This is a genomic window from Enterobacter cloacae complex sp. 418I7, assembly GCF_050030705.1.
Taxonomy (GTDB): domain Bacteria; phylum Pseudomonadota; class Gammaproteobacteria; order Enterobacterales; family Enterobacteriaceae; genus Enterobacter; species Enterobacter intestinihominis.
The window spans coordinates 368,195-382,474 of sequence record NZ_JBLGUU010000001.1; the positions used below are offsets into that span (position 1 = coordinate 368,195).

Annotated in this window: 17 protein-coding genes; 2 read left to right on the forward strand and 15 right to left on the reverse strand. The window is 60.8% G+C overall.

The genetic code is table 11. The features are described 5' to 3' along the window. The first annotated feature begins 73 nt into the window (after positions 1-73). The gene (locus ACQG0S_RS01770; RefSeq protein WP_426749957.1) at positions 74-2,353 is read left to right on the forward strand and encodes an ATP-binding protein; all 2,280 of its coding nucleotides are present in this window, start codon (positions 74-76) and stop codon (positions 2,351-2,353) included. A gap of 69 nt (positions 2,354-2,422) precedes the next feature. Continuing rightward, positions 2,423-2,746 carry a DDRRRQL repeat protein YjdP gene (gene yjdP / locus ACQG0S_RS01775; protein WP_017382647.1) on the forward strand — a complete coding sequence of 108 codons (324 nt, stop codon included), beginning with the start codon at positions 2,423-2,425 and terminating at the stop codon, positions 2,744-2,746. A 55-nt stretch (positions 2,747-2,801) separates the two neighbouring features. On the opposite strand, the gene phnP is transcribed toward yjdP, so the two are convergent. From phnP to yjdN, 15 genes are all read right to left on the reverse strand, one after another. Further along, positions 2,802-3,560 (reverse strand): phosphonate metabolism protein PhnP, encoded by a 759-nt coding sequence (gene phnP / locus ACQG0S_RS01780; protein WP_022646776.1) that lies wholly within the window; start codon positions 3,558-3,560, stop codon positions 2,802-2,804. 9 nt (positions 3,561-3,569) lie between these two features. Next, complete coding sequence (gene phnO, locus ACQG0S_RS01785; protein ID WP_022646777.1) at positions 3,570-4,004, reverse strand: aminoalkylphosphonate N-acetyltransferase; 435 nt, start codon at positions 4,002-4,004, stop codon at positions 3,570-3,572. Then, on the reverse strand, positions 3,997-4,548 hold the full coding sequence (gene phnN / locus ACQG0S_RS01790; RefSeq protein WP_032621424.1) for a ribose 1,5-bisphosphokinase: 552 nt from the start codon (positions 4,546-4,548) through the stop codon (positions 3,997-3,999). The genes phnO and phnN overlap by 8 nt, the downstream gene beginning before the upstream one ends. Further along, positions 4,545-5,681 (reverse strand): alpha-D-ribose 1-methylphosphonate 5-triphosphate diphosphatase, encoded by a 1,137-nt coding sequence (phnM, locus tag ACQG0S_RS01795; protein ID WP_048966816.1) that lies wholly within the window; start codon positions 5,679-5,681, stop codon positions 4,545-4,547. The genes phnN and phnM overlap by 4 nt, the downstream gene beginning before the upstream one ends. Beyond that, positions 5,678-6,358 carry a phosphonate C-P lyase system protein PhnL gene (gene phnL, locus ACQG0S_RS01800; protein WP_022646780.1) on the reverse strand — a complete coding sequence of 227 codons (681 nt, stop codon included), beginning with the start codon at positions 6,356-6,358 and terminating at the stop codon, positions 5,678-5,680. Before phnL ends, phnM begins: the two co-directional genes overlap by 4 nt. Positions 6,359-6,514: 156 nt before the next feature. Continuing rightward, positions 6,515-7,270: a phosphonate C-P lyase system protein PhnK gene (phnK, locus tag ACQG0S_RS01805; RefSeq protein WP_006177354.1), complete on the reverse strand. Its 756-nt coding sequence runs from the start codon at positions 7,268-7,270 to the stop codon at positions 6,515-6,517. Continuing rightward, positions 7,267-8,112, reverse strand: a complete 846-nt coding sequence (gene phnJ, locus ACQG0S_RS01810) for an alpha-D-ribose 1-methylphosphonate 5-phosphate C-P-lyase PhnJ (protein ID WP_048966817.1) — start codon at positions 8,110-8,112, stop codon at positions 7,267-7,269. The genes phnK and phnJ overlap by 4 nt, the downstream gene beginning before the upstream one ends. Next, entirely contained in the window at positions 8,105-9,169 is a 1,065-nt protein-coding gene (locus ACQG0S_RS01815; protein WP_048966818.1) for a carbon-phosphorus lyase complex subunit PhnI, read from the reverse strand. Before ACQG0S_RS01815 ends, phnJ begins: the two co-directional genes overlap by 8 nt. Next, positions 9,169-9,753, reverse strand: a complete 585-nt coding sequence (phnH, locus tag ACQG0S_RS01820; RefSeq protein WP_003860219.1) for a phosphonate C-P lyase system protein PhnH — start codon at positions 9,751-9,753, stop codon at positions 9,169-9,171. The genes ACQG0S_RS01815 and phnH overlap by 1 nt, the downstream gene beginning before the upstream one ends. Continuing rightward, positions 9,750-10,202, reverse strand: a complete 453-nt coding sequence (phnG, locus tag ACQG0S_RS01825; protein ID WP_022646783.1) for a phosphonate C-P lyase system protein PhnG — start codon at positions 10,200-10,202, stop codon at positions 9,750-9,752. Before phnG ends, phnH begins: the two co-directional genes overlap by 4 nt. Continuing rightward, entirely contained in the window at positions 10,203-10,928 is a 726-nt protein-coding gene (gene phnF / locus ACQG0S_RS01830) for a phosphonate metabolism transcriptional regulator PhnF (RefSeq protein WP_022646784.1), read from the reverse strand. A 20-nt stretch (positions 10,929-10,948) separates the two neighbouring features. After that, the gene (gene phnE, locus ACQG0S_RS01835; RefSeq protein WP_213760470.1) at positions 10,949-11,728 is read right to left on the reverse strand and encodes a phosphonate ABC transporter, permease protein PhnE; all 780 of its coding nucleotides are present in this window, start codon (positions 11,726-11,728) and stop codon (positions 10,949-10,951) included. 50 nt (positions 11,729-11,778) lie between these two features. Further along, positions 11,779-12,795: a phosphonate ABC transporter substrate-binding protein gene (gene phnD / locus ACQG0S_RS01840; protein WP_022646786.1), complete on the reverse strand. Its 1,017-nt coding sequence runs from the start codon at positions 12,793-12,795 to the stop codon at positions 11,779-11,781. A 23-nt stretch (positions 12,796-12,818) separates the two neighbouring features. Then, complete coding sequence (phnC, locus tag ACQG0S_RS01845; RefSeq protein WP_003860210.1) at positions 12,819-13,607, reverse strand: phosphonate ABC transporter ATP-binding protein; 789 nt, start codon at positions 13,605-13,607, stop codon at positions 12,819-12,821. 173 nt (positions 13,608-13,780) lie between these two features. Next, positions 13,781-14,212: a VOC family metalloprotein YjdN gene (yjdN, locus tag ACQG0S_RS01850; protein WP_022646788.1), complete on the reverse strand. Its 432-nt coding sequence runs from the start codon at positions 14,210-14,212 to the stop codon at positions 13,781-13,783. Between the last annotated feature and the right edge of the window lie 68 nt (positions 14,213-14,280).

Consider the following 14,280-nt stretch of genomic DNA (forward strand, 5'->3'; position numbering starts at 1 on the left):
ACATTTTCCTTTTCCCTCTCCCTGTGGGAGAGGGCCAGGGTGAGGGCACCAATCCGCAGAGGAGCCCAAACCCATGTCTTCACGCCCCCCGTTCTTCACCAGCGCCCGCGGACGCCTGCTGATTTTTAATCTGCTGGTGGTCGCCGTCACGCTGATGGTGAGCGGTGTGGCGGTGCTCGGCTTTCGTCACGCCAGCCAGATCCAGGAGCAGGTCCAACAGCAAACGCTGGATGACATGACCGGCAGCATGAACCTCGCCCGTGATACCGCAAATGTGGCAACGGCGGCGGTGCGGCTGTCGCAGGTGGTCGGTGCGCTGGAGTACAAAGGCGAAGCCGAGCGGCTGAAACAGACGCAGATGGCGCTGCGCCACTCGCTGGATCAACTTGCCGATGCGCCGCTGGCGCAGCAGGAGCCGGCGCTGGTGGCGCGAATTATTCGCAGGAGTAATGAATTACAGCAGAGCGTGACGGGAATGCTGGAGCGCGGGCAAAAGCGGCATCTGGAGCGTAACGCGCTGCTCAGCTCGCTCTATCAAAGCCAAAGCTACCTGCGTCATTTGCAGGATATCAACCGCCGTTACGCGAGCAATGTGCCAGACGCCCGACAGCTTGCAGAGATGGACAGGCTGATCGTTGCCGCCATTGATACCCCTTCACCGCGCGCCACGGTGCAGCAGCTGGATGCAGTAACCGCGGGGTTACCCGCGAGCGCCCTGCAACCGGTGGCCAACCTGGTGCTCCCGGATTTTAATGATGAGCTGCGCAAGCTCGCACCACTGTCGACGCAGCTGGAGGAGAGCGATCTGTCCATCAGCTGGTACATGTTCCACATCAAGGCGCTGGTGGCGATATTAAACAGCGACATTAATCAGTACGTTGAACAGGTGGCGCAGGCTTCCCGGCTTCGCACGGCCCAGAGCCATCACGAGCTGCAATCCATCAGCGTGTTTATCAGCATCTTCGCGGTGCTGGCGCTGATCATCACCGGCTGTGCCTGCTGGTATATTTACCGCAATCTGGGCTCCAACCTGACGGCTATCTCAAGGGCGATGTCGCGTCTCGCTCACGGGGAGCAGGATGTGTCGGTGCCCGCGCTACAGCGGCGTGATGAGTTGGGGGAACTGGCGCGCGCGTTTAACGTTTTCGCCCGCAATACCGCTTCGCTGGAGCACACCACGCGGCTGCTGAAGGTGAAGACCTCACAGATGGAGGTTGACCGCATCGAACGTCAGGGGCTGGAGGAGGCGCTGCTGCACAGCCAGAAAATGAAGGCGGTCGGGCAACTGACGGGTGGCCTGGCGCATGATTTTAATAACCTGCTGGCGGTGATTATCGGCAGTCTGGAGCTGACCGATTCGGCATCACCGGACGCGCCGCGCATCACCCGTGCGCTTAAAGCCGCGGAACGCGGAGCCATGCTCACCCAGCGTCTGCTGGCCTTCTCGCGCAAGCAATCCCTGCATCCACATGCGGTAGAGATGAAGCCGCTGCTGGAGAACCTGAGCGAGCTGATGCGGCACTCGCTTCCCGCCACGCTGACGCTGGATATTGAAGCGCAAACCCCGGCCTGGCCCGCATGGATTGACGTCAGCCAGCTGGAAAACGCCATTATCAACCTGGTAATGAACGCCCGTGACGCAATGGAGGGGCAATACGGTGTGATCAAAATCCGCACCTGGAACCAGCGTGTGACCCGCAGCGACGGGCGCAGGCAGGATATGGTCGCGCTGGAGGTGATTGACCACGGCTGCGGGATGTCGCAGGAGGTGAAATCGCAGGTCTTTGAACCGTTCTTCACCACCAAACAGACCGGCAGCGGCAGCGGGTTAGGGCTGTCGATGGTGTACGGCTTTGTGCGCCAGTCGGGTGGTCGCGTTGAGATCGAAAGCGCGCCGGGGCAGGGAACCACCGTGCGGCTCCAGCTGCCGCGCTCGACGCTGCCCGCGTTCTCCGATGATGTCGTGCTGGCGACCACGGCCCCGGCAGAAAGTGAGCTGCTTGTGCTGGTCCTGGAAGATGAGGCGGGCGTGCGGCAGACCCTGTGCGAGCAACTGCACCAGCTTGGCTACCTGACACTTGAAGCCGAAAACGGCGAGCAGGCGCTGAACATGCTGGACGTGTCGCCGGATATCGGTATGTTTATCAGCGACCTGATGTTGCCGGGCGGCCTGAGCGGTGCGGAGGTGATCGGCCATGTACGCAGCCACTATCCGCAGTTGCCGGTTCTGCTGATCAGCGGGCAGGATTTGCGCCCGGCGCATAACCCGCAGCTGCCGGACGTTCCGTTACTGCGAAAACCGTTCACCCGCGCACAGCTGGCGCAGGCGCTGCGCAAGGTGATGGTAATTTGAGATTCCTCCGCTACACCAGCCAGTAGCCAGTCATTACTTTAAGGCCAGTTCACCTGCGAGTCTGGCCTTATGAAACGTTACTCTACCGCTCTGTTATTGGGTCTGCTGACTTTAACCAGCCAACTGGCGCATGCCGATGTGATTGATGATGCTATTGGCAATATTCAGCAGGCGATCAACGACGCCTATAACCCCGGCAGCAGCCGTAATGACGATGACGACGATCGTTACGATCGCAGCCGTCAAACCGACAGCCGCCAGTACGACGATCGTCGCCGGCAGTTAGAAGACCGACGCCAGCGCTTAGACGAGCGTCAGCGGCAGCTGGATGACGACCGGCGTCGGTTAGAGGAGGATGAGCGCCGGTTAGAGGATGATTACGATCGGTGGTAAACCCCGGTATCGCAACGCGTAGGCCGGGTAAGGCGCAGCCGCCACCCGGCAAAACCTAATCCAGCACCAGTACCATCCCGTCATACCCCGCTTCAATGCCGTCCGGCAGCGGGTTATCCATCATCCAGACGTCAAACTGATGGCTGATATGCGTCAGGATCACCTGCGGACAGCCAATCACCTCGTTCAGCGCAATCACCGTATTCAAATCACAGTGGTTGCGCGGCGTCTCCTGGCGCGGTTCATGGCTACAGTCGATAATCATCGCCTGCGGCTGATTATTTAGCAGAAATGTCACCGTTTTATCCGGTAGCCCGGCGGTATCAGAAAGCCACGCCACGCGGCTGTGGGCAGACTCCAGCAGATAGCCAAATGTGAGTTTTGAATGGTTGAGCGGCAGCGGCGTGACCCGCAAGCCCTGAAGTTCAAACGTTACAAACGGCTCTACCGTGTGGCTGAAATCGAGAAGGCCCGGATGTTTGAACAGGTCGTCACAGCCTGCGTCGTCCGGCGGACCGTAAACCGGAATGGTCGCCCCCACGCCCCAGCGCAGAGGAAACAGCCCCTGAACGTGATCCATATGATAGTGGGTAAGCAAAAACTGTCTGAAACTCCCTGCGGGCCAGTCGTCCATCAGGTGTGGAATACCTGCGTCCAGCAAGGTGACCGCATCGTTGAATTTCACCGCCGCGCTACAGGGGCGACGGCGATGGTTTTCCTGCAAACGCGCCCGTCGGCACGCCGCGCAGTCGCAGCCAAACACCGGCACCAGCTGCGCCCCTCCCGTTCCTGTCAGCGTGATCGTCAGACTCATAACGCACCTCTACAGCGGTTTGGTGAAGCGGAAATGGCTTTGCGTATACCCTTCACGTACATAAAAACGGTGCGCGTCCACGCGCTTCACGCTGGTGGAAAGCTCGGTCAGCTCGGCGCCTGCCTGGCGTGCGATCTCCTCTGCCCAGGCCAGCAGCTGGCTGCCCACTTTCAATCCGCGCGCCTGCGGCATCACCACCAGCTCCTGGATCTCGCCGATCCAGCGGGCGTGGTGCAGGTGAAACTGCATGTGCAGGCCGATCATCCCGATGATCTTCCCGTCCAGCTCGGCCAGCTGGTAGCGCATATTGTGATCCTGCAAGTTGGCCAGATACCCGGCGTGAAACGCCTGATGATCGAACTCGGCCTGCTTAAGTTCGCAGATCAGAGCGTAAACGATCGGCGCATCGTCGGCGGTGGCGGGGCGAAGCTGGCAGTCAGGCATGCTGTTTCTCCTTCTGGCGAATAAGCGATAGAAAGGTCTCGACTGACTGTAGCAAACTTCCGTCGTTATTGAGGAGATGGCAACCCGACGGGGTGTAGCGCGCCGCCCGTTCCAGCCGCTGGTCGATCTCGCGTGCGTTTTCGCGCCCCCGCTTTTGCAGCCGGCTACGCAGAACCTCCGGGGAAACCTGCAAACAGACCGGGAGCAGCGCCGCTTCGTACCGGGCGCGAGCCTGCGGGAGATGCGCCCGTGAGCCGTTAACCAGCACGTCGAACCCCGCGTGCAGCCAGAGGTCGATCTCAATGCCGACGCCATAGTAGTAACCGTTGGCATGCCAGCTTAGCGCCAGCAGGTTTTGTCCGGCGCGGGTAAAAAACTCCTGCTCGCTCAGGGCGATATGGTTTTCGCTTCCGGCGTTGGCATCGCGCGTGATATAGCGGTGCGCCACCAGCAGCTGTGAGTGTTCCCGCTGCCGTAACGCCGACAGCAGGCTGTCCTTCCCGGAGCCGGACGGGCCCATTAACCAGATGAGTCTTCCCATCAGAACACCCTTTTTCCCTGACGCCAGACGTGGTCGATATGAATATGCTCGCCCTTACGGTGCGCCAGCACCAGATCGGCCCGTTTCCCCTCGGCAATTTCCCCGCGATCGTGAAGATTAAGCGCCGAGGCCGGGTTTTTCGTCACCAGACGAATTGCCTGCGGCAGCGTGAAGCTATTGCCTTCGTCGTCCGCGACGCGGAAGGCCGCGTCCAGCAGGCTGGCGGGATAATAGTCAGATGAGAGGATATCCAGCAGGCCGAGGGAGGCGAGCTTGCTTGCCGCCACGTTGCCGGAGTGTGACCCGCCGCGCACGATGTTCGGCGCACCCATTAGCACGTTCATGCCATGCTTACGCGATGCCTCTGCCGCCTCGAACGTGGTGGGAAATTCGGCGATCACGCTCCCAAGCTGGTGGGATTCGCGAACATGGTCGTGCGTAGCGTCATCATGGCTGGCCAGGGCAATATTACGGTCACGGCACATCGCGGCAATGGAGAGACGATTCGGCTGCGACCACCGCGCCGCAAGCTGGAGCTGCTCTTCTTCATAGCGCGCCATCTCGGCATCATTGAGCGCGTATTTGCCCTGATAGTATTCGCGATACTTTTCAATGTTGGCGAACTGGCGCTGCCCCGGCGAGTGATCCATCAGGGAAACCAGCGAGACCGGCTCGCGGCCCACCAGCTTTTCAAACAGCGGCAGGGTAGTGTGGTGCGGCAGCTCGCAGCGCAGGTGCAGGCGGTGCTCGGCGCGGTTGAGGCCGCGCTTTTGCGTCTCCTCCACGGCATTGATCATCTTCTCCAGGTTCTCCAGCCGATCGCCGCCGTCGCGCACGTCGCCGATCGCCACCGCGTCCAGCACCGTGGTGATGCCGCTGGCGACCATCAGCGCGTCGTGGCTGCTCATCGCTGAATGAGCAGGCCAGTCCACCTTTGGGCGCGGGGTGAAGAATTTATCGAGATTATCGGTATGCAGCTCAATCAGCCCCGGCAGCAGCCAGCCGCCTTCGCCGTCCATCGCTTCAGGAGTGCGGCTCCGGGTTTCGGCAAAGGCGCGGATGACACCGTCCCGCACCTCAACCGAGCCGATCACGACCTCATTTTCCAGCACCAGCCTGACGTTATTGATAATCATACGTTTGTCCCCATCGGGTGCAGTCTGTCCGCCACGCGATGGCGTACGGCGTCGTCGTGGAAGATCCCGACGATCGCCGCGCCGCGCGCTTTGGCCTGTTCGATCAGTTCCATCACCGCTGCGCTGTTTTTACTGTCGAGCGAGGCGGTGGGTTCATCCAGGAGTAAAATCGGGTAATCGACGATAAAGCCGCGGGCGATGTTCACGCGCTGCTGTTCGCCGCCGGAAAAGGTCGACGGGGCGAGGTGCCACAGACGCTCCGGTACGTTGAGACGCGTCAGCAGGCTGGCGGCTTTAGCGGCGCAGGTTTCGCGCGGCACGCCGAGATCCAGCAGGGGCTGCATGACCACGTCCAGGGCAGAGATCCGCGGGATCACCCGCAGGAACTGGCTGACCCAGCCGATCGTCGAGCGGCGTACTTCCAGCACCTTGCGCGCGGGAGCCTGGACCAGATCGACCCATTCATTGTTATGGCGGATATGAATATGGCCTTCGTCCGGCAGGTAGTTGGCATACAGGGAGCGCAGCAGGGTGGATTTTCCGCTGCCGGAATGGCCATGCAGCACCACGCATTCGCCGTTGCTGACCTCTAATGAGGCATTTTGCAGTACCGGCAGGCGGACACCGTTTTGCTGGTGGAGCACAAAGGTTTTACTGACATTTTCAACGTGGATCATTTTTGCCTCGCGATTCGTTTTGCCGGGTGGCGGCTTCGCCTTACCCGGCCTACGGGTGCGGTGTTCGTTTTGCCGGGTGGCGGCTTCGCCTTACCCGGCCTACAGGTGCGCTGTTCGTAGGCCGGGTAAGCGCAGCGCCACCCGGCAACAGCGCCCTCAGTTCTGCAACACCGACGACACCAGCAGCTGGGTATACGGATGATGCGGATCGTCGAGCACCCGGTCGGTTAACCCACTTTCCACCACCTGACCCTGCTTCATCACCAGAAGACGGTCCGCCAGCAGGCGCGCGACGCCTAAATCATGGGTGACAATCACCACCGCCAGGTTCAGCTCCACCACCAGGCCGCGCAGCAGGTCGAGCAGGCGAGCCTGCACGGATACGTCCAGCCCGCCGGTCGGTTCGTCCATAAACACCAGCTTCGGATGGGTGACGAGATTGCGGGCAATCTGTAAACGCTGCTGCATGCCGCCGGAGAAGGTGGTCGGCAGGTCGTCGATGCGCGAGGCGGGGATTTCAACTTCCTCCAGCCAGTGCTGCGCCGTGGCGCGGATATTGCCGTAGTGGCGTGCGCCGGTGGCCATCAGCCGTTCACCGATGTTGCCCCCCGCTGACACCTGACGGCGCAGGCCGTCCATCGGGTGCTGATGCACCACGCCCCACTCGGTGCGCAGCAGGCGGCGGCGCTCGGCTTCGCTCATGCCGTACAGCGATGCGCCCTCATACAAAATGTCGCCATTCTGCGGCGTCAGGCGCGCGGAGATGGACTTCAGCAGGGTGGTTTTACCGGAGCCGGACTCGCCGACAATGCCCAGCACTTCGCCCGGCCACAGCTCAAACGACACGTCGCTAAAGCCTTTGCCCGGCGCATAAAGGTGAGTCAGGTTATTAACCGAAAGCAGCGGTTTCATTGGCTGTTCGCCTCGCTCTGTTGGCGGCAGTAATCGGTGTCGGAGCAGACAAACATCCGTTTGCCCGTGTCGTCCAGCACCACTTCATCCAGATAGCTATGCTTCGAACCGCAGATGGCGCACGGCTCGTCCCACTCCTGCACCGTAAACGGGTGATCGTCGAAATCCAGGCTCTCCACACGGGTGTACGGCGGCACGGCGTAGATGCGTTTTTCACGTCCGGCACCAAAAAGTTGCAGGGCGGGCATCATGTCCATCTTCGGGTTATCGAATTTCGGGATCGGCGACGGGTCCATCACGTAGCGGCCGTTCACCTTCACCGGGTAGGCGTAGGTGGTGGCGATATGGCCGAAGCGGGCGATGTCCTCATACAGTTTGACCTGCATGATCCCGTACTCTTCCAGGGCGTGCATGGTGCGGGTTTCGGTTTCCCGCGGCTCGATAAAGCGCAGCGGCTCCGGGATCGGCACCTGGAAAATCAAAATCTGATCTTCAGTCAGCGGGGTCTCCGGAATGCGGTGACGGGTCTGGATCAGCGTCGCGTCTTCGGTTTTTTCAGTGGTGTTGACGCCCGTTACGCGCCTGAAGAAGTTGCGGATCGACACGGCGTTGGTGGTGTCGTCTGCCCCCTGGTCGATGACCTTCAGCACGTCCGCTTCGCCTATCACGCTGGCGGTGATTTGAATACCGCCGGTGCCCCAGCCGTAGGGCATCGGCATTTCGCGGCCGCCGAACGGCACTTGGTAGCCGGGGATCGCCACAGCCTTAAGGATGGCGCGGCGGATCATGCGTTTAGTTTGCTCGTCCAGATAGGCAAAGTTGTAGCCGCTTAAGTTAGCCATTGGCGCGCTCCCGTTGCAGGCGTTTCAGCAGTTCCAGTTCGGCCTGGAAATCGACGTAGTGCGGCAGCTTGAGGTGCGAGACAAAGCCCGCGGCCTCAACGTTATCCGCGTGGGCCAGCACGAACTCTTCGTCCTGTGCCGGGCCTGCAATATGCTCGCCGTAGTTCGGCGCCTGGAGCGCACGGTCAACCAGCGCCATCGCCATCGCCTTGCGCTCGCTCAGGCCATACACCAGCCCGTAGCCGCGGGTAAAGTGTGGATCTTCATTTTCTGGCGCGACAAAACCGTTGACCATTTCGCACTCGGTCATCAGCAGTTCGCCGATGTTCACCGCAAACCCCAGCTCTTCTGGCACAATTTCGACATCGAGATAGCCGCTGCGGATCTCTGCCGCGAACGGGTGGTTGCGCCCGTAGCCGCGCTGCGTGGAGTAGGCCAGCGCCAGCAGATACCCTTCGTCGCCGCGCATCAGCTGTTGCAGACGGGACGAGCGCGAACAGGGATAGACCGGCGGCGTGCGGGTGATGTCATCCGGTGTGCTGCCGGTGTCTTCTTCCGCCTTCGCCAGCCCCTGGTTTGCCAGCAGGCTAAAGACGTGCGGGGAGGCGTCTTGTTCAGCATCAGAGGCGCTGAGCTGCGGTGTTTCACCGTTTGCCAGCAGAGCGAAGTCCATCAGACGATGGGTGTAGTCGTAGGTGGGGCCAAGCAGCTGGCCGCCAGGAATATCTTTATACACCGCAGAAATACGGCGCTCTAAACGCATTTCCGCCGTATTTACCGGCTCGCTCACCGCCAGCTTCGCAAGCGTTGTGCGGTAAGCGCGCAGCAGGAAGATGGCTTCCACGTTATCGCCGCTGGCTTGTTTCAGCGCCAGCGCCGCCAGCTCACGGTCCGCGATGCCGCCTTCGGTCATCACGCGGTCGACGGCCAAATTTAACTGCTGTTCAATCTGGGCGACGCTCAGCTCGGGAAGAGCGTCATCCCCCCGGCGTCTGTGCGCCTGCAAGGCATGGGCGGCGGCGATCGCCTTCTCGCCCCCTTTGACGGCAACGTACATCAGCACACCTCCACGTGAGTGGTTCGCGGGATCGCCAGCAGGCGCTCGCCGCAGGTCAGGATCAGGTCGATACCGAGCGGGAACGGATGCGGGCGCTCGGTCAGCTCATGGATGATGCACTCCGGCAGCTGGGGGGCGACCATCCGCTCGTCGGCGATGCCTGCACCCGTCAGGCGAAGCATGCGACCACCGCTCAGGCTGGAGACCTGCAAAATCAGCGTGGCGCTGGTTTCCGGGGCGACGGCGCTGCCTTCGCTCAGGGCGTTAAGCTGCTCGTGGCTGATTTGCTCGTCTGCCACGGCGAAGACCGCCTGCTGGGGCTGCTCGACCAGCGGCGCGTTGGTGTGAAAGCGCAGGTTCTGGCTGGCGATATCGTTCAGCAATGCCCCTGACAGCCATACCGGCGTGTCGTTGTCCGCCAGCGTCAGCAGCACGCTGGTAGAGGCGAGGTTCAGCGGCAGCCAGCCCTGCGAAAGCTGGTGCAGCGAGACGATCACGCCGGGCTCGCTCATGGCTTTCAGCAGGCGACGGAAACTCTGTTGGGCATCCTGGACGGCCAGGGTAAAGGCAGGTTGAAGCGTCATGCGTTGTCTCCGCGAACGAGCGTAAAGAAGTCGACCCGGCTGGTATTCACTTCGGTCTGACGCGCGGCAAGGCGTGCGGCGCGGTCAGCTTCCAGCGGGGCAATAAGGGTTTCCATTAAGGTCTGAAAATGCGGCTGTTCCTGTAAAAGCGCGTCGATCACGGCGCAGCGCTCGGCGTGTGTTTTGTCGCGCCCAAGTACGTAGCCGTAGCCCAGCGTGCCGCTGCTCAGGCGGATCACCGCGCGGGTGAGGGTGGCATCGCCGGCGAAGAAGCGCTCGCCGGTGCCGCCCATGCGTGCCTGGATCTGCACCAGGCCGATCTCCGGCGCGCGGATCGTGTCGTAGTCCGGCGTCAGGCCGAGCGCGTTCATGCGGGCAGCCAGCGCAGCAGGCTGGCTGTGGGCCAGCACGCGCATCCAGCGCTGACGAGTGGAGGTGTCGAAGTGCATTCAGTGCTCCATGGTAAATTCAATCATGTCGGCGCGGGTCAGGCTGACGGAGTATTCCGTTGCGTTGACGTCGCCGTCACGGTGGTTGAGGGTGCGCACGCAGAGCAGCGGGGCCATGTTGGGGATCTCCAGCACCTTGCTCTCTTTAGCCTGCGCGCGGCGGGCGCTGATGCGCGTCTGGGTGCGTTTGAGCGCGATACCCGTCGCCTCCTGAAGAAAATCATGCAGGGAACCGCTGGCGAAATGTTGCAGCACGGGCCAGAGGGAGAGGTCCGCGAAGTAGTGGTCGATCTGACAGACCGCCACGCCGTTCACCCGGCGCAACGTGCGCAGGTGAACGACGTTGTCGCCCTCCTGAATCCCCAGCGCGTCCGCTACGTGGCGGGAGGCCGGGCGCAGGACAGACAGCAGCTTTTCGCTGGTGGGGTGGCTGCCCTGATCGAGCAGGTTCTGGCTAAAACGCGCCTGGGCATTGAGCGGGTAGTCAAACGGGCGCATCAGCACCAGCACGCCGACGCCCTGACGACGCTGGACCCAGCCGCGCTCCACCAGCTGATCGATGGCGCGACGCAGGGTGTGGCGATTCACTTCGTAGCGGTCGGCAAGCTGCTGCTCGGCAGGCAGGTAGTCGCCGCACCGATAGTGCGTGCGCAGCTCCACTTCGAGCTTTGCCGCAATCTCTTGCCAGCGGGTAGGGTAACTGGTCGGATGTCTGGATAAGTGCATACCAATCAAAGCCTCGCTTCTCAGATGAAGTGCTTACGCAAGCGTTGAGAGAGGAAATCCAGCAGGCTGACGGTGACGATGATAAGCACCATCAATGCGCAGGTTTGCTGGAACTGGAAACCGCGAATCGCTTCCCACAGGGTGACGCCAATACCGCCTGCGCCCACCATGCCGACCACGGTGGCGGAGCGAACGTTGGACTCGAAGCGGTATAGCGAATAGGAGATGAGCAGCGGCATGACCTGCGGCAGGACGCCGTAGAGGATCTCTTCGATTTTGTTCGCGCCGGTTGCGCGGATGCCTTCCACCGGGCCGGGCTCGATGGCTTCAACCGCTTCGGAGAGCAGCTTGGAGAGTACGCCGGTGGTGTGGATGAACAGCGCCATCACGCCAGCGAACGGACCCAGGCCGACGGCGACCACGAACAGCATCGCAAAGACCATTTCGTTGATGGCGCGACAGGCGTCCATCAGGCGACGCATCGGCTGGTAGATCCACCAAGGCACGATGTTTTCGGCGCTCATCAGGCCAAACGGAATGGAGAGGATCACGGCGAGGGCGGTGCCCCAGACGGCGATTTGCAGGGTGGTGGCCATTTCACTGAGGTAGTCCTGCCACTGGCTGAAGTCAGGTGGGAAGAAGTCGGCGGCGGAGGTCGCCATGTTGCCCGAGTCCCTGAAGAGCAGCAGCGGATCCATCTCCGCGCCCTTCCAGGAGATAACGAGCACCGCCAGCAGAACGGCCCAGCTTATGAGCGAGAACCAGCTGCGCTTTGGCGGCGGGAGGGTGATGGTTTGCATGTTGGCTCCTTAATCTGTTCTCCCTCTCCCTGTGGGAGAGGGGACTTGAGTTACTGCACCGCTTTATTCACGCTGGTCATCGCCCCGAGCGCGGCGGTCAGGCGGTCGAGATCGTCCAGCTGCGCCTGAATTTCCGACACTTTGCTGGTCTTCTCTTCTTCCTTCAGACCTTTGTTGTCCTTCACGCCCTGCATCTGTTTAAACAGCGCCAGCTGGCGAATCGGCACCAGCTGCAAATCGCTGGACGCGCGGAACGGTGCCCAGCCCAGGTGCGCCAGCACTGCTTTCTCTTCCGGCGTTTTGCCGTAGTTCATAAAGAAGTCGTAGACCTTGTCCTTGGTGCTTTCGGAGAGGTTTTTACGCCACACAATCGGGTCGCCCGGGATCAATGGCGATTTCCAGATCACCTTCAGCGCTTTCAGCTTGTCCGGCGCGGAGGTCTTCAGCTTGTCGAGGTTTTCAGTGTTGTTTGTGGCAACGTCTACCTGCTTGTTTGCTACGGCCAGGGCGTTGGTTTCGTGGCTGGCGTTGACCGTGCGCTTGAAGTCGCTGGCGGAGATGTTGTTTTTCGCGAAGACGTAGTAACCCGGGACGAGGAAGCCGGACGTAGAATTCGGGTCGCCGTTACCAAAGGTCAGCTCTTTGCGTTTGGCGAGCATATCGTTGAGGTTGTTGATCGGGCTGTCTTTGTTAACGATCAGCACGCTCCAGTAGCCCGGGGAGCCGTCTGCTGCAACGGTCTGGGCAAAGACCTGGCCGTTGGCGCGATCTACCGCTTCCATGGCAGAGAGGTTGCCGTACCACGCGATGTCGACTTTGTTGAAGCGCATTCCCTGGATAATGCCCGCGTAGTCCGGGGCGAAGAAGGCGTTCACTTTGATCCCCAGTTTGGTTTCCATATCTTTCAGGAACGGTTCCCACTGCGGCTTCAGGTTTTGCTGTGATTCCGTTGAAATGATGCCAAAGTTCAACGCTTTTTCCTGTTCCTCTGCCCAGGCCGGGCTTAACAGGGTGCTGATGCTGAACATGCTGGTGAAGGCCAGCGCGGCAACGGCTTTGTAGTTCATTTCCATTCCTCGTTATCGGGGCGTTAAGCAGCCTGCGCGCGTTCTTCGACGCGGTTTACGCTGCGGTAGAGATGATCAAAACGTTCGTTATCAAACTGATGGCTGGCGCCATCGAAGAACACGTGGCCCTGACGCAGGGCGACGATGCGCTCGCAGTAGCGCAGGGCGTAATCCACCTGATGCAGCGTCACCACCACGGTGATGCCGTCGTTCTGGTTGATGTCGCGCAGGGTTTCCATCACGATGCGGGCCGATTCCGGATCCAGCGAGGCGATAGGCTCATCGGCCAGAATGATTTTGGCTTTCTGCATCAGAGCGCGGGCGATGGCGACGCGCTGCTGCTGTCCGCCGGAGAGCGTTGAGACGCGCTGGTGGGCAAAATGCGCCATGCCGACGCGGGTCAGCGCCTGTAAGGCTTCTTGTTTCTGGGAAGGGGAGAACCAGCGCAGGCAGGTGCGCCAGAACGGGGTGCTGCCGAGCGCGCCAATCAGCACGTTCTCGAGCACCGTCAGGCGGTTCACCAGGTTGAACTGCTGAAAGATATAGCCCGTCTGCGCGCGGCTTTTGCGAATATCGCTTGCCAGACGCCCCGCATGTTGCACGGTGTTACCCAGCAGCTCGACGCGGCTTTCCGGCGTTTTGTCACAGGTAATGAGGCCGCTTAAGTGACGAAGAAGGGTGGATTTTCCTGAACCGGATGGCCCCAGCAGCGCCACCATTTCGCCCTGCTGGACGGTCAGATCAACGGCATGCAGCGCCTTGTTGTGATGGAAGGTTTTGCTCAGTTTCTCGACGCGAATGACAGTTTGCATGTGCTGGGCCTCACGATAAATGTGGCCTCATGCTGGCGCATCAATATGACATTCAGGTTAAGTGTTGGTTGCGGGAGTTTGAAGAGTTGAGGGGGATTTGATGACAATCACCGTAGGCCCGGTCAGCGCAGCGCCACCGGACGCTATTGCCGGATGCGCTGCGCTTATCCAGCCTACGATTTAACGACGTTAATCATCCACGGCACGCCGTATTTGTCGGTCACAGTGCCAAATCCGTGCGCCCAGAAGGTCTCCTGCCAGGCCATTTCAATATTGCCGCCATCGGCGAGGTTGTCGAACCAGCGCTTGCCTTCCGACACATCCTGGGTGTCGAGCACCAGTGTGAAACCCGCGTATTGCGCGCTGCTGCCAGGCGGTATCCCGTCGCTCATCATAATGTCGCTGCCCGCGATGCGGACGTTAGAGTGGGCGATGGCGGTATCCGGGAAGTTCATGCCGGACGGACAGCCTTCTTCGCTGTTTTCGTCTTTAGGCATTTCGCCGAAGGTGATTTTGTAGAGGAGTTCTGCGCCGACGGCCTGCTGATAGAAGGCGGTGGCCTCCGCACAGTTGCCAGCGAAAGAGATGTAGGGACTTAACGGCATAATCTTTACCTCACGTAAGAAAAGCCCGTTAAGTGTAGTTCCCGGACGCCCGGTAAGCGAAGCGTCAC

Coding starts and splice junctions, on each gene's coding strand:
- ACQG0S_RS01770 (WP_426749957.1), top strand. CDS start 74: ATGTCTTCACGCCCCCCGTTCTTCACCAGCGCCCGCGGACGCCTGCTG.
- yjdP (WP_017382647.1), top strand. CDS start 2,423: ATGAAACGTTACTCTACCGCTCTGTTATTGGGTCTGCTGACTTTAACC.
- phnP (WP_022646776.1), bottom strand. CDS start 3,560: ATGAGTCTGACGATCACGCTGACAGGAACGGGAGGGGCGCAGCTGGTG.
- phnO (WP_022646777.1), bottom strand. CDS start 4,004: ATGCCTGACTGCCAGCTTCGCCCCGCCACCGCCGACGATGCGCCGATC.
- phnM (WP_048966816.1), bottom strand. CDS start 5,681: ATGATTATCAATAACGTCAGGCTGGTGCTGGAAAATGAGGTCGTGATC.
- phnL (WP_022646780.1), bottom strand. CDS start 6,358: ATGATCCACGTTGAAAATGTCAGTAAAACCTTTGTGCTCCACCAGCAA.
- phnK (WP_006177354.1), bottom strand. CDS start 7,270: ATGAAACCGCTGCTTTCGGTTAATAACCTGACTCACCTTTATGCGCCG.
- phnJ (WP_048966817.1), bottom strand. CDS start 8,112: ATGGCTAACTTAAGCGGCTACAACTTTGCCTATCTGGACGAGCAAACT.
- ACQG0S_RS01815 (WP_048966818.1), bottom strand. CDS start 9,169: ATGTACGTTGCCGTCAAAGGGGGCGAGAAGGCGATCGCCGCCGCCCAT.
- phnH (WP_003860219.1), bottom strand. CDS start 9,753: ATGACGCTTCAACCTGCCTTTACCCTGGCCGTCCAGGATGCCCAACAG.
- phnG (WP_022646783.1), bottom strand. CDS start 10,202: ATGCACTTCGACACCTCCACTCGTCAGCGCTGGATGCGCGTGCTGGCC.
- phnF (WP_022646784.1), bottom strand. CDS start 10,928: ATGCACTTATCCAGACATCCGACCAGTTACCCTACCCGCTGGCAAGAG.
- phnE (WP_213760470.1), bottom strand. CDS start 11,728: ATGCAAACCATCACCCTCCCGCCGCCAAAGCGCAGCTGGTTCTCGCTC.
- phnD (WP_022646786.1), bottom strand. CDS start 12,795: ATGAACTACAAAGCCGTTGCCGCGCTGGCCTTCACCAGCATGTTCAGC.
- phnC (WP_003860210.1), bottom strand. CDS start 13,607: ATGCAAACTGTCATTCGCGTCGAGAAACTGAGCAAAACCTTCCATCAC.
- yjdN (WP_022646788.1), bottom strand. CDS start 14,212: ATGCCGTTAAGTCCCTACATCTCTTTCGCTGGCAACTGTGCGGAGGCC.